Consider the following 19,631-nt stretch of genomic DNA (forward strand, 5'->3'; position numbering starts at 1 on the left):
TCCCGAGGGGGATAGCCAGATGGAAGAAATTTATTTAGATCACGCGGCAACGACACCAGTGCATCCCGCAGTGTTGGATGCGATGCTCCCGTTTTATAAAGAGATGCACGGAAATCCATCGAGTTTGCATCGTTTTGGACAGCGTACCCGCTATGTAGTTGACCAGGCGCGCTCAACCATTGCTGCCTCCCTTCATGCATCGCCTGCGGAAATCGTGTTTACGAGCGGGGGAACGGAAGCGGATAACATGGCGCTCATAGGCATCATGGCAGCGCACGCCGAAAAAGGAAAACACCTTATTACGAGTACAATCGAGCACCATGCCGTGCTGGATACGTGCGAGTATCTTGAAAGACAGGGCTATGAGGTGACGTATGTCCCTGTCGACCATACGGGCACCGTTTCAGTAGAAGCAATTCGCGCGGCGATTCGGCCTGACACGGTCTTGATCAGCATCATGTACGGCAACAATGAAGTAGGTACGCTGCAGCCGATTGAAGAAATCGGGCGGATCGCCCGGGAAAATGGTGTGTATTTTCATACGGATGCAGTGCAGGCTTATGGCGTCGAGGCACTGGATGTGAAACAGCTTCCGGTTGATTTGCTATCCTTATCCGCTCATAAAATTAACGCACCGAAAGGAATCGGTGCCCTCTATATCGCCCGCAACATAAAGATTGCTCCTTACCTGCACGGGGGAAACCAGGAGAAAAAGCGGCGTGCCGGAACAGAGAACGTGGCCGGCATTTCCGGATTTGCTAAAGCGGTTGAAATTGTGATGGCACAGCGGGAAGAACACCGCGCGGATTATTTGAAGTATCGTGCGCTTATGCTTGAAATCTGGCAGGAAATGGGCGTCGAGTACACCCTTAATGGTCATCCTGAGCATTATTTGCCACACATTTTGAATGTGAGTTTTCCTTCGATCAAAACAGAGACGATGCTGATGAATCTTGATATCGCCGGGATTGCAGCAGCGAGCGGTTCTGCCTGCACGGCCGGGTCGCTGGAAATTTCCCATGTGCTGCAAGCGATGAATCTGCCTGAGGCTATTGTGGAATCGGCGATTCGTTTTAGCTTCGGCTACGGAAATTCTCCGGAACAAATCCGCGCTGCAGCAAGAAAAATCGGGGGAATTGTCCAGGGCGGCAACAAGTAAATGGAGGAGTTTGTACGATTGAGAAAAAAAGCGGAACAATACAGTGACTTAGGATTACAGGAGTTAGCGCAAGGGCATTTCGAAGAAGCTCTGGCCCTGTTTCGCAAAGCGATTGAGGCGGACAATACGTATGCCCGGCCTTACTGCAACATGGGGAATATATTGGCGGCGACAGGCAACGAAGCAGATGCCGTCCAATGGTTTACAAAAGCGATTGAACTGGATCCAAACCTTGAACTTGCCTATTACGGAATCGGTAATTCTTATTTTAATACCGGCAATTACGAAGAGGCCCGGGCCGCCTTTGAGCAGGCGAAAGCAAAAGGAATGAACCATCATGATCTTGATTTCATGATTGGGATGTCCTATCTGCAGTCGGACCGGCTGGAGAAAGCGGTGGAATTTTTTACTGTGTGCCTGGCGGCGCAACCGGATGACATGGAAGCTTACTTCAACCGGGGGATGTCGTATGCCCGCATGGGGCGCATTGAGGAAGCCCGGGATGATTTCCTGCAAACGCTCGCTCTGTCGCCGGAGCACGATGACGCGCTGTATAACCTCGGTATTGCCTATGCTTTCCTCAATGATATGGGGAAAGCAAAAGAGCAGTTTGAGAAGGCGCTTACCATAAACCCCAATCATATTCTGGCACAGAATGCGCTTGCTGAGCTGAATAAAGGGTAACCTGCTTTTCCCTTATCACAGGAAATTCTGGAATTCATTTAACAGCATATAACAAATTCTTTTCCCGATACTATATGATATGGAAGGAGATGAGCGTCATGAATCGAGCGCATGATGTCATTGGACTTCCTGTCATTGAATTGAAGACGGGGAAAGAGGTGGGCCATGTCCGCGATCTTCTGTTTAATGAGCAGTGGTACTGTACAGGTGTGCTGCTGGGGGAGAAAAGCCTGCTGAGGCAGGGGAGCTATCTTTCAGTGGAAGCCGTCCATGCAGTAGGCACTGATTGTGTAACGATTGCTGACGCCGGTGCCGTCATTTTCTTTGAAGAACCTCCTGGCTGGATCGGACTGGAGACCGGAAATTCACATCTTAAAGGAAAGCCCTTCATTACTGAGTGCGGCCGCCATTTGGGATTTGTGGAAGATGTTTACTTCCAGCCTCAATTGGGCAAAATACTAGGGTACGAGCTGTCGGATGGCATTTTATCCGATATTATGGACGGTCGCAGAGTCATTCGACATACAAAAAACATTAAGATGGGTGAAGATGTGATCATTGTCTCTGGAACGGAGTAAAGGCGCCTCTTTACTAACAGGAGGAAAGAAAATGAATGATTGCCCAAATTGTCAGGGGAAGGACATCGGTAAAATCGGTACCAATCAATACTATTGCTGGAACTGCTGCATTGAATTTACCGCTGCCGGCAATAAAATTTCTTCGATCTTCCAGGTAGAAGAAGACGGCAGCCTTCATTCGCTGAATGACCTTTTTTTTGATGATTGCCCGCCACCTTTTGAAACTAATATGTGAGGGGATGGGTACTATGAGTCGCTCTCTTTGGATCGGCATTCTTGTTCTTGCCTTCTTTGGGATAAGAAGAATGCTTAGAAGCCGCAACAATCGCACATGGCAGATGATGAGAATGGGAAATTGGATCATGAGAAACGTAGACGTGCCCGCTCTATACAACCGGTCCGCTAAGAATATAATGCAGGCGGGCAGAAGTATGATGCGCGGCATGGCCAGATAAAGAAAGAAAGATCCGCTGGGTGTATATCCAGCGGATTTTTTTCACCCCTTATACTTATAAGAAGCGTCATATTTTTTAATCAGTTCACTGTATTAAAGGAAAATACACAATATTATAACAATTTTACCTATGCGGTTTTTAGTATAAGTAACTTTGCTTCCTTCCGTCCATACTAAAGAAAGAAAATGAGGGAGAAGCGGAGTGTGGGAACGGGATGGCGAGGATTATGAGGACAAAATGGATCTACGGGCTGGTCGTTCTGCTGCTGCTGCTCAGCATTATTTTTATGATCGGAAAGGTTAGTTTCTTCTTTGTTAAGGCACTGGTGATTGTAAAGAAGGTGCTAACCCCGTTTTTCTTTAGCCTTATTATCGCTTATTTATTAAACCCGATCGTCACCTTTTTGAACCGGCACCACTTTCCCAGAGGGTTCGCCGTTTTCATTTTATATACCCTTTTTCTTCTCTTTGTTGCCTTCGTCGTAAAGAACGGAGGGCCGATTATTATTGAGGAATACAGGGAGCTTTCAGGAAAGATCCCTGAGCTAATGGAAACATACCGGGGCTGGCTTGACCGGATGCGAATGCAGCAGGTCGGTGCGCCATTCTCGCTGCACAGCGGGCTGACAAGCGGAGTGCGCACGATGGAAGTGGCGCTGACAGGGTATATTACGGGACTGTTCAGTGGAATGAACGGCATTATGGAGAAGGTTTTGATTGTCATGCTTATCCCGTTTATTGTTTTTTATATGCTGAAGGATATGAAGCCGATGCAGCGGGGGATTTTGCTCCTTATTCCAGGCCGCCACCGGATGAAAGTGAAGCATGTACTGCATGACATTGATACGGCGCTTGGGCAATATGTGCGCGGTCAGTTGACGGTGTGCGGCATCGTTGGACTTCTTGCTTATGCCGGTTATTTTATTATCGGGCTTCCATACGCGCTCGTGTTTGCAATTATTAGCGCTGTTACGAATGTCATCCCTTATATCGGACCGTTTATCGGGGCTGCGCCGACCATTCTTTTTGCCCTGACCATCTCCTGGAAGCTAGCCGTCTATGTCATTATCATTAATGCGATTATTCAACTGCTGGAAGGGAATATTGTCTCGCCGTTCATCGTAGGGAAATCCCTGCGCTTGCACCCTTTGCTTATTATTTTTTCGGTGATGGTTGGCGGGGAGGTCGCCGGCATTCTTGGCCTGATTCTAGCCGTTCCGCTTGTGGCCAGCATCAAGGTTATCCTGCAGCATATTGTGGCCCACACTGTCCGCCGCCCGGATTGGCCGGAGTAATAAGGGCCAATTGACAGGGGCCAAGGTGAATTTGTATAATAAATCATGTTATGAATGAATTTTAATATTGTAAAATCGTTGAGGGAATCAGTAGGCGGCAGCCCTTTTTACAGAGAGGACATTCCATGGGTTGAGAGAATGTCTAGGAAGAAGAGTCGTTGAACGCTACTCCTGAGAGTGGGCTGGATAAAGCCTGCCGGGCATTTTCATATGCCCGTTATTGTGAAATCAAGGCGACCTGCCGTATGCATAGGCGGGTAAGCAGGGTGGTACCGCGTGAGAAGACAAGCTCTCGTCCCTGAAGAAATTCTGGGATTGAGGGCTTTTTTTGCTTTTAGAAACAACTATTTATGTGAATTTGGAGGGATTGTTTGATGAAATCCATGAGTTCTGCTGAGATTCGTCAAAAGTTTTTGGATTTTTTTAAGAGTAAAGGTCATAGAATAGAGCCAAGTATGCCGCTTATCCCGATTGATGACCCGACGCTTCTCTGGATTAATAGCGGAGTTGCTACCTTGAAGAAATATTTCGATGGCCGGGTTATCCCGGAGAATCCGAGGATTACGAATTCCCAGAAGTCCATTCGCACGAACGACATTGAGAATGTCGGGAAAACAGCTCGCCACCATACGTTTTTTGAAATGCTCGGTAATTTCTCGATCGGGGATTACTTCAAGGAAGAATCGATTGTCTGGGCATGGGAGTTCCTTACGAGCCCTGAGTGGATTGGGTTTGACCCGGAAAAGCTGTCTGTAACGATTCACCCGGAGGACGAAGAAGCATTTGAAATCTGGAATAAGAAGGTAGGCATTCCGGAAGAACGCATCGTGCGGCTGGAAGGGAACTTCTGGGACATTGGGGAAGGCCCTTGTGGACCGAACAGTGAGATTTTCTATGACAGAGGAGAGAAATACGGCAATGACCCGTCCGATCCGGAACTGTATCCGGGCGGGGAAAATGAGCGTTATCTTGAGATTTGGAACCTTGTATTTTCGCAGTACAACCATAATCCGGACGGTTCTTACACCCCGCTGCCGAAGAAAAACATTGATACCGGGATGGGACTCGAGCGGATGGCTTCTGTTATCCAGGATGTGGACAACAACTATGAGACCGACCTTCTGTTCCCGATTATCGAGGCAACGTGTGAAATCGCGGGCGTAAAATACGGGGAGAAGCTGGAGTATGATATCGCGCTGAAAGTTATCGCCGATCACTCCCGGACGGTTGTTTTTGCTATCGGAGACGGCGCCCTTCCTTCGAATGAAGGCCGCGGATATGTCATTCGCCGCCTGCTCCGCCGTGCGGTTCGCTATGGGAAGGTACTCGGAATTGATAAGTCCTTCCTTTACTCGCTGACACCAGTTGTCGGCGAAATCATGAACGCTTACTACCCTGAGGTTCTTGAGAAGCGGGAGTTCATTGAACGCGTGATTAAAAACGAAGAAGTCCGTTTCCACGAGACATTGAATGAAGGATTGCATATCCTCGAACAGATGGTGGAAGAAGCAAAGAAAGAAAACCGGACACAGATTACGGGGCCGGAAGCGTTTAAATTATATGACACATACGGATTCCCGTTCGATTTGACGGAAGACTTCGCGATGGAAAAAGGCATCACCGTTGACCGGGAAGGCTTTGATACCGCAATGGATGAACAGCGTGCCCGCGCTCGTGCAGCCCGCCAGGATGAAGGCAGCATGCAGGTACAGGGCGGTGTGCTGGGCGACATCAAAGTGAAGAGTGAATTTGTCGGTTACGATAATCTTGCCTCCCACGCAAAAGTAGTTGCTATCGTCCATAATAATGAATCCGTTGATATGGTTGGTGCCGGTACGGAATGCCAGGTGATCCTTGATCGCACACCATTCTATGCTGAGTCCGGAGGGCAGGTGGCGGATAAGGGATTTATTGAGGCTGGAAAAACGCGGGCAAAAGTTGAAGATACACAAAAAGGGCCAAACGGGCAGAATGTTCATACTGTCCTCGTTGAAAGCGGAACACTGAAAGTTGGCGACACAGTAGAGGCTGTGGTCAACTGTTCTTCCCGCGCGGATACGATTAAAAACCACACGGCTACACACCTGCTGCATGCGGCGCTCAAAGAAGTGCTTGGCACGCACGTAAACCAGGCCGGTTCCCTTGTGGCACCGGATCGCCTCCGTTTCGACTTCTCTCACTTCGGAAGCATTACAGCGGAAGAGCTGGAGAGAATCGAGAACAACGTAAACGAGCAGATCTGGCGTAACCTTGATGTAAATATTATGCATAAATCGCTCCAGGAAGCAAAAGCTATGGGTGCTATGGCTTTGTTCGGTGAAAAATACGGTGATAACGTACGTGTAGTAGAAGTTGGAGATTACAGCCTTGAGCTTTGCGGCGGGTGCCATGTGAACAACTCGGCGGAAATCGGGCTGTTCAAAATCATCAGCGAAACTGGAATCGGAGCGGGAACGCGCCGGATCGAAGCGGTTACCGGCCGCATGGCATACCAGTATTTAAACAAGCAGCTCCACACATTGAAATCTGTAGCGGATGACTTAAAGACAACGATTACGAATGTGCCGCAGCGCATCGAAACGATGAAAGCTGAAATGAAAGACCTGGAGAGAGAGAACGAGTCCCTGCGGGCAAAGCTGAGCAATGTGGAAGCTTCCTCGCTCACGGAGCAGGTACAGGACATCCAGGGCGTCAAGCTTCTTTCAGCGAAGGTAAACGGCGTTGATATGGATAATCTGCGCAACATGGTAGACGATTTGAAGAATAAGCTTGGATCTGCTATTGTCGTACTAGGATCGGTAAAAGAAGATAAAGTAAACATCGTAGCGGGTGTCACTGCAGACCTCGTTAAAAAAGGATTCCATGCGGGTAAAGTGGTGAAAGAAGTCGCGGTTCGCTGCGGCGGCGGGGGCGGCGGACGCCCTGATATGGCGCAGGCGGGCGGCAAAAACCCGGCTCAGCTGGGTGAAGCGCTCGATTTTGTAAAGAATTGGGTAGAAGAACAGGTTTAGTCTATTTATAAAAAGGAAATCAGCCAAAGAAGGCGAATAGGAAAAGAGACAAGACCTTTCGAAAGAGGTGCTAGGCAGTGAGTTCAATGGATCATACGATGAAATTTAATTTCAAGCAGGATGATGTAGAGATAGAGGCAGGCGAAGTGCTTTTGCGCGTATACTCTGCCCTGGAAGAGAAAGGGTATAACCCCATTAATCAAATTGTCGGATATTTAATTTCCGGCGATCCGGCTTATATTCCTCGTCATGACAATGCCCGCACCCTCATTCGTAAATTGGAACGGGATGAATTGATTGAGGAGCTTGTCCGTTCCTACCTCCGTGAGCACCGTTAGTCCGGGGTATGGTTCCGCTTAATTTATAGCCTATCAGGGCCCTTTTCTTAGAAGAGAGGCTATCCATTTCAATTTATGCAGGAGAATAAATGATGCGCAGTATGGGACTCGATGTTGGAGATAAAACAATCGGCGTGGCGGTAAGCGACGAACTGGGCTGGACCGCGCAGGGAGTAGAAACGATTCGAAGAGAGGGCAAGAAAAAAGATTACGCCCGGCTCGAAGAGCTTATAAAACAATATGATGTAGGGGAAATTATTGTTGGACTCCCGAAAAATATGAATGGCACTATCGGACCGCGCGCTGAATTATGCCAGGTTTTTGCTGAATACGTGCATAATCGTTCTCATTTGCCGGTAAAAATGTGGGATGAACGTTTAACGACGATGGCTGCTGAAAGAATGCTAATTTCCGCTGATGTAAGCCGGAAAAAACGAAAGCAGGTCATCGATAAAATGGCAGCGGTAATGATTTTGCAAAATTACCTGGATGCCCAAAAATAGGAGGGTTTTCATATGGATTTAGAAAGCATGGGGATTGATGTAGGAGAATACATTACACTGACAGACGAAGAATCCGGCGAGGATCTTGAGTTTCTTGTGATGTATATTTTTGAAATCGAAGACCGTACGTACCTCTGCCTCGTTCCGGCTGACCAGGAGGATGAGGAAGAATACGAAGTGCAGTTCATGCGTTTCGATGGTACGGAAACTCTCCATCAAATCGAAAGCGATGAAGAGTGGCAGCAGGTTGAAGCGACGTTTGAAACATTAATGGATGAAATCGAGAAAGAAGAAGATTAATCCTCAAGGATCAAATTTTAAATCGCTAAAATGAGGGAAGGTACCCATTTGTACCTTCCTTTTCCTATTTGTACTGGATATAATTTAGGTGGAGTGTAAAAACACAGTCCGGTTGGTAGTCCGGCGCGCCCGTGTGTCGATATGATGCCGGCGCGCGCCAGTAACCTTCCCCCCTCGGGCTGTCCGCCACTCTAAGCTTGTTTTAGAGTGGCTTTTTTACGCCGTCTTTCTGCCGAGATGAATAAAAGGAGCAAAAAGAAAGAAGTAAGGATAAAGGGAGAGGGCGATTGGACATGACAGGCGAGCATGAGAACGAGAAGCTTTCCATTACCAGGAGGGCTGAAAACTTTCACCTGATTTTTAATAATGTTTCCGACCTCATCTGCCTCATAGAAGTTGGAAAAGACGAAATGTATCGCTGGGTGGATGCAAATCCGGCTTACCTCCGGGTTACCGGCCTGAGTGAAAAACAGATGGGAAAAACAGTTCAGGAAATCTTGCCCGAGAAAGAAGCGGCATTTGTGCAGCAAAAATATAGAGAAGCTATCGATGCCGGGAAACCAATTAGATACGAAGAAACAGTCGAAATGCCTGATTTTCTTTTAATTGTTGAAGTCACGATGATCCCCATATTCAATGAAGAAAAAGAGTGCACCCACCTTCTGGGAGTCGCCCATGATATAACGGAACTTCGGAAGAAGGAGGAGATGCTGAGGAAAACGGATCGCCTCACGATTGCGGGAAATCTAGCTGCGGGAATTGCCCATGAAGTCCGAAATCCACTCACTGTTCTTCGAGGATTTATACAGCTATGGAAAAATGAGAAGGAGTTAAACCCGGCTTATTTTGATGTTATGACAAGTGAAATACATAGAATTGAGAGTATAATTGATGAGTTTCTTATGCTTTCCAGTCCAAAGAAAATGAATTTCCAAAAGAAACAGTTGGCTGATTTACTGCAAGATCTGCTCCCGCTATTTGAGGCACAGGCGGTTGTAAAGAATGTGATAATTACTACCGATTTCTCTCCGGATGTACCGCCTATTGAGTGTGTGGAAAATCAAATGAAGCAGGTGTTTGTCAACATCTTAAAAAATGCGCTGGAGGCTGTGGCGGAAGGAGGAAGGATTCAGATTGAGATGAAAAAAACAAAGAATCATTTTATCGCCATTCGTTTCAAGGACGATGGATACGGAATTTCTGGAGAGAAAATTAGAATGCTAGGAGAGCCGTATTATACGACGAAAGAGAAGGGAACCGGACTTGGTTTAATGGTTAGTTACAATATTATTGAAAATCATAAAGGGAGGATTCAGGTTCAGAGCGAACCAGGGCAGGGAACGGTTTTCGAAATTGTTCTCCCCATTTCTCCTTAATCTTGACCTTACAAACATTGCTCTTCAGCAAATTATGACAAAAAAGTACATCGTACGACGTTTTGCCTGGAATGTTGTATAATAGAGCGATGTGAGAGGAATTGGAAAGGAAAGGGGATTTTGATGGACAACAGAAATGGCAGTACATCGTGGAAAATTATTAAATTTATTATTGTTATTTTGCTTGCTTTTGCTGCCATCGTAGGTGGTGCAGGCTATTATGTATGGAATGCTCTACAGCCTGTTCAGGCAGATAGCGGAGAGAAAAGAACGATTGTCATTCCGGCTAAGTCTTCCCCGCGGTCTGTGGGGGTTATCCTTGAAAAGAATAAGTTAATAAAAAATGCCCGCATGTTTACCGTTTATACGAAAATCAAGGGAGAAGGAAGCATGCTGAAGGCAGGAAAATACCAATTCACCGTCGGGCAGCCGATTGACGAGATTGTGCAGAAGCTGTCCAAAGGAGAAGTGTACAAGGATACGATTACGGTCACGATACCGGAAGGCTTCACCGTCGAGCAAATCGCGGACCGCCTTGCCGGCAAAAACCTTGTTAACAAACAGGTGTTTCTTCACGAGGCGGATAAAGGGACATTCCCTTATGATATAGTGAAAGCGATTCCGGGCGATACTAAAATGAAACACCGGCTGGAAGGATACCTTTTTCCCGACACGTACGAATTTAAAAAAGGAACGACAGAGCACGAGTACATCGATCGCATGCTGGGGCGGTTCCAGGAAGTATGGGACACTAGCTGGAATGCGAAAGTAAAGCAGCACGGTTTAAGCGTGCACCAGGCCGTCACGCTGGCGTCGATCGTAGAGCGGGAGGTGCGGGCGGAAGGAGAACGGGCAAAAGTAGCAGGTGTCTATCTCAACCGCCTGAAACAGCAAATGCCGCTGCAGGCGGATGCGACCATTCAATACATGTTCGGCAAGCAGAAAGAACGCGTCACCTTTGCCGATTTAAAAAAGGACGACCCTTACAACACGTACAAGGTGAAAGGGCTGCCGCCAGGACCGATCGCCAATCCGGGCAAGGCTGCGCTTGAGGCCGTTGTCAATGCCGAGTCGAACAAGTTCCTTTATTATGTAACGAAAAAAGATGGGACAGGCGAGCATTATTTTGCGGCCACCTACCCGGAACACCTTAAAAACATTGAAAAAAGCAAGGCGAACCAGAAATAGATTTTGCCCTGCCAGTATGCTACTATAGAGAAGTTTATGATAAAGCGATGGAGTGTATTTTATGATTACCGGAGATAAAATGGTGCAGTATATCGATGCTCTCATTCCGGAGAGAAGCGAACAACTGCTTAGAATGGAAAGGGAGGCCGAAGCCCAGCGCATCCCGATTATCCAATTGTCCAGTATCCAGCTGATTCGCCTCCTGCTCACCATGCACAAGCCGAAAAGCATGTTAGAGGTAGGGATGGCGATCGGTTATTCCACGATCTGGCTGGCACAAGCGGCACCGCAAGCGCGCATTGCGTCCATCGAGATTTCTGCGGAGATGGTCACCCGGGCCCGCGCGAATTTTGAAGAGGCAGGGATTAGCGATCGGATTACAATCTACCACCAGGATGCGCAGGACGGGCTTACGGGTGAGCATGCGTTTGATTTTATTTTTCTTGACGCCGCCAAAGGACAATATATGACTTATTTTGAGAAGTATGTGCCGTATCTTTCAGATGGCGGGCTGCTCGTTTGCGACAATGTCTTTTTCCGCGGAATGGTTGCCGAAGAAGAGATCCCGCGGGGCAGGCGGACGATGATTACAAGGCTGCAGGAATTTAACCGGTTTCTCGCCGGGCACCCGGCGCTGGAAACGTCCTTTGTCCCTGTGGGCGACGGGCTTGCTTTATGTATAAAACGGGGGGGAATAACGTGAAAAAGCCGGAATTACTCTGCACGGCAGCCAGTATGGACGAACTCATCGAGGTGATTGATGCCGGTGCGGATGCGGTAAACATAGGCCATGAACAATATGGCCTGCGGGTAGCGGGGAATTTCTCGCTTGATGAAATCCGCGAGGCAGTGGAGGAGGCGCATAAACGGAATGCACGCCTCTACGTGTCGGTGAATGCTGTCCTTCATAACGAGGATTTAACGGAGCTGCCGGCGTACTTACAGGCGCTCTGGCAAATGGACGTGGATGCGGTTGTTTTTGGCGACCCTGCTGTCGTCATGACGGCGCGCCAGGTGGCACCGGATTTGCCCCTTCACTGGAATGCGGAAGTGCTGACCACGAATTATGAAACGATTAACTATTGGGGCCGAAAAGGCGCGACCCGGGCTTATCTGGCGAGAGAGCTCAATATCGATGCCATTGTTGAGATTAAAGAGCACGCCGAAGTCGAAATTCAGGTGCAGGTCCACGGAATGACCTGTATTTTCCATTCACGCCGCGACCTTGTAACGAATTATGAGAAGTTCCAGGGGAAAGAAGGCGGAAACGCGGGCAAGGAACGCAGCCTGTTCGTCACAGAAGAAAAGCGGGAGGACCTGCAGTATCCTGTGTTCGAAGACCGCAACGGAACGCACATCATGAGCGCCGAAGATATTTGCCTGCTTGAGAATCTTGATGAATTGCTTGAGGCTGAAATCGACAGTTTAAAAATAGACGGCGTTATGAAGGATACGGACTATAATATAAAGGTAGTATCCGTCTACCGGCGCGCGATTGATGCCTGCTTTGAAAACCCAGATTCTTACGCGGAAATTGCGGAACAGTTGCTGGAAGAAATCGAACAAATTCAACCGAAAAATCGGGTGCTAACGACAGGCTTCCTGTTTAAGGAGCAAGTTTATTAAAGGGGTGACTCATATGGCGCAATTGAACGTCATTTCAAATACAAACATACTTACGCCGCGCGGCCCTATTCTCCAAAAACCGGAAGTGCTTGCACCTGCGGGAAATCTGGAGAAGTTAAAATATGCGGTCCGCTATGGGGCGGACGCCGTATATATCGGGGGACAGAGCCTTGGGCTGCGGGCCAATGCCGATAATTTTTCTTTCGACGAAATGCAGGAAGCAACTGATTTCGCCCACGCTCACGGTTCCAAAGTTTTCGTGGCGACGAACATTATTGCGCATAATGAAGATTTGCACCAGGTCGATGATTTTATGAGAAACCTGGAGCGTGTGGGCATCGACGCCATCATTGTCGCAGATCCGGCTCTGATTGAAAGAACGAAGCAGGCGGCCCCTGGCCTGGAACTGCATCTGAGCACGCAGGCGTCTACAACGAACTGGCAGACGGTGCAGTTCTGGAAAGAAGAAGGGCTCAGCCGCATCGTCCTCGCCCGTGAAGTGTCGATTCAGGAAATTCGCGAGATTAAAAAACATGTCGATATTGAGATTGAAGCGTTCATTCACGGTGCCATGTGCATTTCGTACTCCGGGCGCTGTGTTCTTTCCAACCACTTTACGGCGCGCGATTCGAACCGGGGCGGCTGCTCTCAGTCGTGCCGCTGGAAGTATGATTTATTCGAAGAACTGCCGAAAGACGATGCCGTGATCCAGCAAATCGGAAAGAAAGAAGAGCCGTTTACGATGAGCTCGAAAGACATGTGCATGCTTGAATACTTGCCCGACATGATTGATGCGGGAGTTGACAGCTTTAAAATAGAAGGCCGGATGAAGAGCATTCATTATGTAGCAACGGTAACGAATCAATACCGCCGTGCGGTGGATGCATACTGTGCAAATCCGGAACAATATAGGATAAAGCGGGAATGGATGGAAGAAATCTGGAAAGCCTCACACCGCTCCTTAACAACCGGATTTTTCTATGGTGTTCCCACGGAGAGCGATCAGTTGTATGGTGAAAATGAAGACATTCCTGAGTACGACTTTGCCGGGCTTGTCCTTGATTATAATGAGGAAACAGGAATTGCTACCGTTCAACAGCGAAACAAATTCAGCATCGGTGACACGATTGAATTCTTCGGTCCAACCATTGACCGCTTCACCCAGACAGTGCAGGAAATGTGGAATGAAGACGACGAACCGATTGCATCTGCTCCTCACGCGATGATGACCGTCAAGCTCCGCGCGAGTAAACCTGTCAGCCGCCATGACATGATGCGCAAGGAGAAGAAATAATGGCGAAACCAATCGTGATTGGAGTGGCAGGTGGAACCGGCTCCGGAAAAACAACAGTCGCACGAGAAATTTACCGCCAGTTTGCCGATATGAGCGTCGTGATGATTGAACAGGACTCTTATTACAAAGACCAGTCCCATCTTTCATTTGAAGAGAGAGTTAAAACAAATTATGATCACCCGCTCGCATTCGACAATGATTTGCTTCTTGACCATTTGAACCAGCTTGTCCGCCATAAACCGATAGAGAAGCCGGCATACGATTACAAGCTCCATACGCGGGCGCAGGAAAAAGAAACGGTAATGCCGAAGGATGTCATTATTCTGGAAGGCATTCTTATTCTTGAGGATGAACGCCTGCGCAATGTGATGGATATCAAAGTGTTTGTCGATACGGATGCTGACGTGCGGATTATCCGCAGGATGATGCGGGATATCCGGGACCGTGGACGCACGATTGAATCTGTTGTGGAGCAATACCTCGGTGTCGTCCGCCCGATGCATATGCAGTTTGTAGAACCGACGAAGCGCTATGCCGATATCATCGTGCCGGAAGGCGGACAAAATCGCGTAGCGATTGATCTGCTTTCCACGAAAATTAATACAGTACTAAGTTCTCTTTAACGTTGTGTATGTATAAAGTCTCTTTCTATCCGGCAAGACTTAAGGTTATAAGTCTACCGGAGTAGGAGGAGCTTTTTTTATGCCCGAGAAACGGAAAAAACGAAGAATGCTCGTGGTACTTCTGCTGTTTACGCTCATTTATACAGGAATCGTGACGCGGATGGCGTGGATCCAGGTGATAGCCACCCGCTCTTTTTCTTCCCATCATATTGATCTTGTGGAGAAATCTATTGCACAGCGGCGTGAGAAAATTGTGTTGAATACAGGCAGAGGCATGATTTATGACCGAAACGGGGTTTCGCTAACGGGAGAGGAGCAGACAGGACTCGCAATCTTTCCTCTCGTTCGTTATTCCTTACGTGAAAATGAGAAAATGAACAGGCTGGCGCAGGCGCTTGGCGTATCCACAGGCGAAATCGTGAACGCTCTATCCCAGGCTAAGCACGCAGGCTTCTGGAAAAATAAAGACGGTGAAATCATTCCACTTACGGAAAAGCAGGCAAAAGATGTTCAGGCCCTTAATCTGGCCGGTGTTCTTCCACTTCCTGTTACCGTTCGATACCCAGGCAGTGGAATTGCCCATCACCTCATTGGCTATCTCGGACAAAATACGAAAGAAATTGAGCAAAAATACCAGGAAGAACTGCTGACTGGGGCGCTGCATGCAACGAGTAAAATCGGGGCAGCAGGGCTTGAGCGTTCGTTCCAGCCTTTCCTTGTCGGTGTCGGAGAGAAGTCTGTTTCCTACTTTGTGGACGGGAAGGGAAACCCGCTGAATGGGCTTGATATTCGTCTGCAGGAGCCGCAAAACGCTTTTTATCCGCTTTCAATAAGTACGACAATCGATTCGGGAATCCAAAAACAGATGGAAACTTTATTTGATGAATCAACGGTGAAGAAAGGTGCTGCCGTCGTGCTTGACGTGAAAACCCGGGATGTGCTGGGGATGGTATCCCGGCCGGATTTTGATCCGACAAGTCCTGATCCCTTATCGGATAGCTCGAAAAACAGGGCGATTAAACAGACGTTCCCGGGCTCCGTCTTTAAAATTGTTGTGGCTGCAGCCGCTATTCAAGAAGGCCTCGTAAAACCGGATGAACATTTTATGTGTAAGGGCGAATACGGCAAGTACGGTTTCTCGTGCCCTAAGAAAGGCGGGCATGGGGATATTACATTTGCAGATGCATTCGCCGAATCATGCAATATTACATTCGCTGAGGTAGCGAAAAGAGTTGGGGCAGAAAAGCTCCAGCAGTATGCCGTCGATCTTGGGCTGGATCAGCAGATAGGCTGGGAGAAAAATCCGTTCTTTAAGATGGGAACCTTCCGCCAACTGGATGGTGAGGATAGCGGCCGGGTTTTTGCCAACGATATTCCAAGAAACGATGAAGGAATTCTTATCCAGACCGGGATCGGGCAGCGAGATGTCCAAATGACACCCCTTCAGGCAGCCGGAATCGCGGCGACGATTGCGGACAATGGAAAGAAACAAAAAGTCCGTATCGTAGACGCTATCGATTACCAGAACGGTACGAGCTTTTATCAGTTCGAGGATCGGCCGTTAGAGGGAAGAGAGATAACGGCGCAAACCGCAAAAACGCTCCAGCATTTGATGGAAGGGGTCGTTGATCACGGCACTGGTATAGGAATAAAAGGGCTGCCCTGGTCCATTGCCGGGAAGAGCGGGACCGCACAGACGATCGTTGGGGGAGAACAGAAAAACAATCAGTGGTTTGTAGGGTATACACCAAGGGAAAACCCGCGGTATGCAATCGCGATTGTCGCTGAAGAGCAGCCAACAACAGGCAAGAACCACGCAACCGAAATGTTCGGGAAACTTGTTTCCGGGCTGGCAAAGGATGAAAAAACGAGGAAACAATAATACATAACAGCAGCGAATTACAGGCTGGACAGGATGCGGTTTGTGATACATAATTTGGCTAAGGTGATGCATAGTGAAAGAGAAACAGACCATTGAAAATTCTATTTATCGCGTGATAAATAAAGTCCGGCCGGCAGGAAGCCTTGGGATTGTGCTTGCTGTCGGTTTCGCCGTTGCTTTTCTTCTTATGCTGCTTTCAGCTAAATTAATGGAAGACGTCGTGGAGAAAGAAACGGGCCAGTTCGATCAAGCGGTATACTCATTTCTGCATACGTTTCACAGCCCGTCCCTGACGCAAGATGTTATTTTTCTCACGAACATGGGATCAGCGACAAGGGTTGTCCCTATCTTTTTGGTCATATTCCTTGTCCTGCTTTTTCTCAGGCGAAGGCTTGAGGCTTTCATGTTAACGATTGCCCTTGGAGGAAGCGGGCTGTTTAACTATTTGCTGAAAGTAACGTTCCACCGCGCCCGGCCGGATATTGAGCACCTTGTAGAAGCGGGAGGGTATAGCTTTCCAAGCGGCCATGCTATGAATTCCTTTGTATTTTACGGAATGATTGGATACCTTCTCTGGTACCATTTCAGACACCGGAAGCTTGTTCGCTGGGTATTCCCTCTTGTTTTTCTTAGCTTCGCCGTGTGCATCGGGTTGAGCCGGATTTACCTGGGCGTGCATTTCGCCAGCGATGTTGTTGCCGGGTTTACGATTGGCGGAACCTGGCTGATTGCCTGTATTCTTGGACTGCAGGTAATTCGCTGGTATTATCATAAAAGCGGAGGAATTTCTGGCAAAGTATAGACTGGTAAGACGATATGGCTAATGCATAGAGAACAAAAAGGCACCTTTTCAGGTGTCTTTTTGCCAGGCTTGGGCTTGTTTATTTACCCATTTGCGTGAGTGCATTGAAGACATTTGCTTCACCGGCTCCGAAAAGCGGATCGGCTCCCTTTTTTCCATAATCCATGGAAGATTGCTCAATGAGCGAGGCAACCTGGGAAGGGGATAGACTTGGATTTGCTGCCTTTATGATTCCCGCCAATGCCGGCCACCTTAGGTGAAGCCATGGATGTTCCATGGAGGAGAGCGTAGCTTTTGAGGTTAGAAGTTCCGGGTGTCTCAAGCGGTTTTCCTTCATATACAACCCCGGGGATCGTGTTATTCTGGTTCATATAATCAATAACAGCTTTCTTGTCATCCAGGTTAAGGGATTCATTACCGGCTGCTGCTACAACCGTCACATTATGATTAACCGCATATTCAACGGCACGCTCCCACAGTACAGCATCAGCAATATCGCTTTGTTTCTCTCCGTTATATAGATACTTCATCGAATCGTATCCGCCTATCGACATGTTGATGACATCTACTTTGTCATTGGATGCTGCGACGATGCCATCTACAATCCAGGCAGTGGCCGCACCATCCGCCATTGGGAACACCCGATACGAACGAATGCCCAGATCGGGTCCTACGCCCTTGACTTTTCCGTTTGCGGCGATCGAACCGGCTACGTGTGTACCGTGTCCCTGTCTATCTTTTACATCGGTAGGATCCCCCGTCTCCCCAGCGTCTACGCCCGCCGGAACCATATTTCGCCCACCGAGAAAATTAACTTGTAGATCAGGATGGTTAGCGTCAATTCCTGTATCGATAACACCGACGACAGCTTTGTGCGTTACTGTTCCATTCGGATTTTTAACTCCACCCGTTTCTTTCCTGTAAGAATCACCATTGTGGGTAATACGCTGGATGTCCCACTGATATTGCCAATAGCTGCTCGTTTTATTCGGTTGAGGGATATCGGTTACAGGCTGGCCATCTGCAGCGGATGGCTGCTCATCGTCCAGCTTGTGGCGTGCTTCCACGTTAGCCGCCTGCACGTCAGCAGAAATTCCTTTAAGGTTGTCAAGGAAAGAAGGATCAGTGGATTGCACTTCCAATCCTCCGATTTCTGGGAGAGCACGGAGAACCTTTCCACCTGATTTAGAGATAATGGATTGATAATCCGGCGGAAGTTTTTGTTTAAAGGCAACAAGATAAGTCTGATTGGCTGAAGTACTAGCCTTGACCGGGAAGGCAGTTCCTGCCAAACTACCTGCGGCAAGAACAGAAGTGAGCGCAACAGCTAAAAACTTTGATTTCATACAGTACCTCCTTGAAAATATTGTAAAATTTCTAAAACAAGTAATTTATTTCATGAAGGATAGTTAAATACCTTTTATTCTCAGATAAATGATAAAATTAACCTATTTTTACTTACATTGATGTCCTATTTATACTGTAAAGATTTAGATTATGATCTAAATAGTTATGTCTAAAGAAGCAGAATTTTCCTTTATGCTCAATTGCTTAATTGTAAACAAATCTCCTTTTGCATTTTGTTCCCGGGTTTTTGATATAATGGGAGTTGTGGTACGAAACGCAGCTACATAGCAATCTATTTGTGAGGAGTTGACCTGGAATGAGTGAAGCAGTAAACACGCTGGAAGGCTGGTACGCCCTCCATGATTTCCGCTCGATTGACTGGACGATGTGGACAAACAGTTCTGAAGAAGAACGGAATGCGGCATTGGATGAATTGCAATCATTGGCCCGCGAGTGGGCAGCAAGGGAAGAGAACAAACAGGGAAGCAGCGTAATGTTTACGGTAGTTGGCCATAAAGCGGATATCGCATTTATGCACCTGCGTCCTACGCTTGAGGAATTAGACGCATTAGAGACGGCTTTTAATAAAACCAGATTTGCCGCCTACACTATGCAGAACTACTCGTATGTTTCCATTGTTGAACTAAGCAGTTATATTTCCCATGCGGAGAATCCGGAAGAGGACCCCGCGATTCAGGCACGGCTGAAGCCGGCTCTTCCGAAAGCGAAAAACGTTTGCTTCTACCCAATGAACAAAAAGCGTGAAGGAAACGACAACTGGTACATGCTCTCTATGGAAGAACGCCGCGGCATGATGCGCAGCCACGGAATGATCGGCAGAGGCTACGCCGGCCGCGTCACCCAAATTATTACAGGTTCGGTTGGCCTCGACGATTGGGAGTGGGGCGTAACGTTGTTTGCGGATGATCCGGTTGTATTCAAGAAGCTTGTGTACGAGATGAGATTCGATGAAGCAAGCGCGCGCTTTGGTGAATTTGGTACGTTCATTGTCGGAAACCGCCTGACAGAAGAACGGTTTGCCGAGTACTTCTCTGTATAAGCAAGAAAAAAGGGAGTTCATTCCACTTGCCTTTCCCTTCCGCGAGGAAGAGGAGACTGTCCGCTCCACCTCCCTGCGAGCAGCGCCCACCAAACATCTGGGTAGCTCGGG

Annotated in this window: 20 protein-coding genes; 19 read left to right on the top strand and 1 reads right to left on the bottom strand. The window is 47.9% G+C overall.

The features are described 5' to 3' along the window. The first annotated feature begins 19 nt into the window (after positions 1–19). The 18 genes from MBEAL2_RS04995 (at position 20) to MBEAL2_RS05080 (ending at position 17,113) form a co-directional block, all read left to right on the top strand. Positions 20–1,159: a cysteine desulfurase family protein gene (locus MBEAL2_RS04995; protein ID WP_047151246.1), complete on the top strand. Its 1,140-nt coding sequence runs from the start codon at positions 20–22 to the stop codon at positions 1,157–1,159. Between the two features lie 18 nt (positions 1,160–1,177). Beyond that, the gene (locus MBEAL2_RS05000; RefSeq protein ID WP_052947483.1) at positions 1,178–1,843 is read left to right on the top strand and encodes a tetratricopeptide repeat protein; all 666 of its coding nucleotides are present in this window, start codon (positions 1,178–1,180) and stop codon (positions 1,841–1,843) included. 98 nt (positions 1,844–1,941) lie between these two features. Then, positions 1,942–2,421, top strand: a complete 480-nt coding sequence (locus tag MBEAL2_RS05005) for a PRC-barrel domain-containing protein (protein ID WP_047151248.1) — start codon at positions 1,942–1,944, stop codon at positions 2,419–2,421. Between the two features lie 31 nt (positions 2,422–2,452). After that, on the top strand, positions 2,453–2,656 hold the full coding sequence (locus MBEAL2_RS05010) for a YrzR-like zinc ribbon domain (RefSeq protein WP_047151249.1): 204 nt from the start codon (positions 2,453–2,455) through the stop codon (positions 2,654–2,656). 13 nt (positions 2,657–2,669) lie between these two features. Beyond that, the gene (locus MBEAL2_RS05015) at positions 2,670–2,876 is read left to right on the top strand and encodes a hypothetical protein (protein WP_047151250.1); all 207 of its coding nucleotides are present in this window, start codon (positions 2,670–2,672) and stop codon (positions 2,874–2,876) included. A 226-nt stretch (positions 2,877–3,102) separates the two neighbouring features. Next, positions 3,103–4,170, top strand: a complete 1,068-nt coding sequence (locus MBEAL2_RS05020) for an AI-2E family transporter (RefSeq protein ID WP_161798172.1) — start codon at positions 3,103–3,105, stop codon at positions 4,168–4,170. 374 nt (positions 4,171–4,544) lie between these two features. After that, a complete protein-coding gene (alaS, locus tag MBEAL2_RS05025; RefSeq protein WP_047151252.1) occupies positions 4,545–7,181 on the top strand; it encodes an alanine--tRNA ligase in 2,637 nt (878 codons plus the stop codon). A gap of 77 nt (positions 7,182–7,258) precedes the next feature. Further along, complete coding sequence (locus tag MBEAL2_RS05030; protein ID WP_047151253.1) at positions 7,259–7,519, top strand: IreB family regulatory phosphoprotein; 261 nt, start codon at positions 7,259–7,261, stop codon at positions 7,517–7,519. 92 nt (positions 7,520–7,611) lie between these two features. Then, positions 7,612–8,022 carry a Holliday junction resolvase RuvX gene (gene ruvX, locus MBEAL2_RS05035; protein WP_047151254.1) on the top strand — a complete coding sequence of 137 codons (411 nt, stop codon included), beginning with the start codon at positions 7,612–7,614 and terminating at the stop codon, positions 8,020–8,022. 12 nt (positions 8,023–8,034) lie between these two features. Beyond that, complete coding sequence (locus tag MBEAL2_RS05040) at positions 8,035–8,322, top strand: DUF1292 domain-containing protein (protein WP_047151255.1); 288 nt, start codon at positions 8,035–8,037, stop codon at positions 8,320–8,322. 293 nt (positions 8,323–8,615) lie between these two features. Beyond that, the gene (locus tag MBEAL2_RS05045; protein WP_052947484.1) at positions 8,616–9,698 is read left to right on the top strand and encodes an ATP-binding protein; all 1,083 of its coding nucleotides are present in this window, start codon (positions 8,616–8,618) and stop codon (positions 9,696–9,698) included. Positions 9,699–9,821: 123 nt separating this feature from the next. Further along, a complete protein-coding gene (gene mltG / locus MBEAL2_RS05050; RefSeq protein WP_047151256.1) occupies positions 9,822–10,886 on the top strand; it encodes an endolytic transglycosylase MltG in 1,065 nt (354 codons plus the stop codon). A gap of 61 nt (positions 10,887–10,947) precedes the next feature. After that, positions 10,948–11,589, top strand: a complete 642-nt coding sequence (locus MBEAL2_RS05055) for an O-methyltransferase (protein WP_047151257.1) — start codon at positions 10,948–10,950, stop codon at positions 11,587–11,589. Beyond that, entirely contained in the window at positions 11,586–12,512 is a 927-nt protein-coding gene (locus MBEAL2_RS05060) for a peptidase U32 family protein (protein ID WP_047151258.1), read from the top strand. The genes MBEAL2_RS05055 and MBEAL2_RS05060 overlap by 4 nt, the downstream gene beginning before the upstream one ends. 13 nt (positions 12,513–12,525) lie before the next feature. After that, positions 12,526–13,806, top strand: a complete 1,281-nt coding sequence (locus tag MBEAL2_RS05065) for a peptidase U32 family protein (RefSeq protein ID WP_047151259.1) — start codon at positions 12,526–12,528, stop codon at positions 13,804–13,806. Next, the gene (gene udk, locus MBEAL2_RS05070) at positions 13,803–14,429 is read left to right on the top strand and encodes a uridine kinase (RefSeq protein ID WP_152667706.1); all 627 of its coding nucleotides are present in this window, start codon (positions 13,803–13,805) and stop codon (positions 14,427–14,429) included. Before MBEAL2_RS05065 ends, udk begins: the two co-directional genes overlap by 4 nt. A gap of 79 nt (positions 14,430–14,508) precedes the next feature. Further along, positions 14,509–16,311: a peptidoglycan D,D-transpeptidase FtsI family protein gene (locus MBEAL2_RS05075; protein ID WP_047151261.1), complete on the top strand. Its 1,803-nt coding sequence runs from the start codon at positions 14,509–14,511 to the stop codon at positions 16,309–16,311. Positions 16,312–16,384: 73 nt separating this feature from the next. Continuing rightward, entirely contained in the window at positions 16,385–17,113 is a 729-nt protein-coding gene (locus tag MBEAL2_RS05080; protein WP_052947486.1) for a phosphatase PAP2 family protein, read from the top strand. Positions 17,114–17,289: 176 nt separating this feature from the next. Here MBEAL2_RS05080 and MBEAL2_RS05085 read toward each other — a convergent pair whose 3' ends face one another. Next, complete coding sequence (locus MBEAL2_RS05085) at positions 17,290–18,459, bottom strand: S8 family serine peptidase (RefSeq protein ID WP_236692686.1); 1,170 nt, start codon at positions 18,457–18,459, stop codon at positions 17,290–17,292. Between the two features lie 317 nt (positions 18,460–18,776). On the opposite strand from MBEAL2_RS05085, the gene hemQ reads away from it, so the two are divergent. Next, the gene (gene hemQ, locus MBEAL2_RS05090; protein WP_047151262.1) at positions 18,777–19,520 is read left to right on the top strand and encodes a hydrogen peroxide-dependent heme synthase; all 744 of its coding nucleotides are present in this window, start codon (positions 18,777–18,779) and stop codon (positions 19,518–19,520) included. The last annotated feature ends 111 nt before the right edge of the window (positions 19,521–19,631 follow it).

The organism is Aneurinibacillus tyrosinisolvens, assembly GCF_001015055.1.
GTDB classification, from domain to species: Bacteria; Bacillota; Bacilli; order Aneurinibacillales; family Aneurinibacillaceae; genus Aneurinibacillus_A; species Aneurinibacillus_A tyrosinisolvens.

Bases quoted from the DNA above. Each gene is read 5' to 3' on its own strand.
- MBEAL2_RS04995 (WP_047151246.1), top strand. From the start codon at position 20: ATGGAAGAAATTTATTTAGATCACGCGGCAACGACACCAGTGCATCCC.
- MBEAL2_RS05005 (WP_047151248.1), top strand. From the start codon at position 1,942: ATGAATCGAGCGCATGATGTCATTGGACTTCCTGTCATTGAATTGAAG.
- MBEAL2_RS05010 (WP_047151249.1), top strand. From the start codon at position 2,453: ATGAATGATTGCCCAAATTGTCAGGGGAAGGACATCGGTAAAATCGGT.
- MBEAL2_RS05015 (WP_047151250.1), top strand. From the start codon at position 2,670: ATGAGTCGCTCTCTTTGGATCGGCATTCTTGTTCTTGCCTTCTTTGGG.
- MBEAL2_RS05020 (WP_161798172.1), top strand. From the start codon at position 3,103: ATGAGGACAAAATGGATCTACGGGCTGGTCGTTCTGCTGCTGCTGCTC.
- alaS (WP_047151252.1), top strand. From the start codon at position 4,545: ATGAAATCCATGAGTTCTGCTGAGATTCGTCAAAAGTTTTTGGATTTT.
- ruvX (WP_047151254.1), top strand. From the start codon at position 7,612: ATGCGCAGTATGGGACTCGATGTTGGAGATAAAACAATCGGCGTGGCG.
- MBEAL2_RS05040 (WP_047151255.1), top strand. From the start codon at position 8,035: ATGGATTTAGAAAGCATGGGGATTGATGTAGGAGAATACATTACACTG.
- MBEAL2_RS05045 (WP_052947484.1), top strand. From the start codon at position 8,616: ATGACAGGCGAGCATGAGAACGAGAAGCTTTCCATTACCAGGAGGGCT.
- mltG (WP_047151256.1), top strand. From the start codon at position 9,822: ATGGACAACAGAAATGGCAGTACATCGTGGAAAATTATTAAATTTATT.
- MBEAL2_RS05055 (WP_047151257.1), top strand. From the start codon at position 10,948: ATGATTACCGGAGATAAAATGGTGCAGTATATCGATGCTCTCATTCCG.
- MBEAL2_RS05065 (WP_047151259.1), top strand. From the start codon at position 12,526: ATGGCGCAATTGAACGTCATTTCAAATACAAACATACTTACGCCGCGC.
- MBEAL2_RS05075 (WP_047151261.1), top strand. From the start codon at position 14,509: ATGCCCGAGAAACGGAAAAAACGAAGAATGCTCGTGGTACTTCTGCTG.
- MBEAL2_RS05085 (WP_236692686.1), bottom strand. From the start codon at position 18,459: ATGAAATCAAAGTTTTTAGCTGTTGCGCTCACTTCTGTTCTTGCCGCA.
- hemQ (WP_047151262.1), top strand. From the start codon at position 18,777: ATGAGTGAAGCAGTAAACACGCTGGAAGGCTGGTACGCCCTCCATGAT.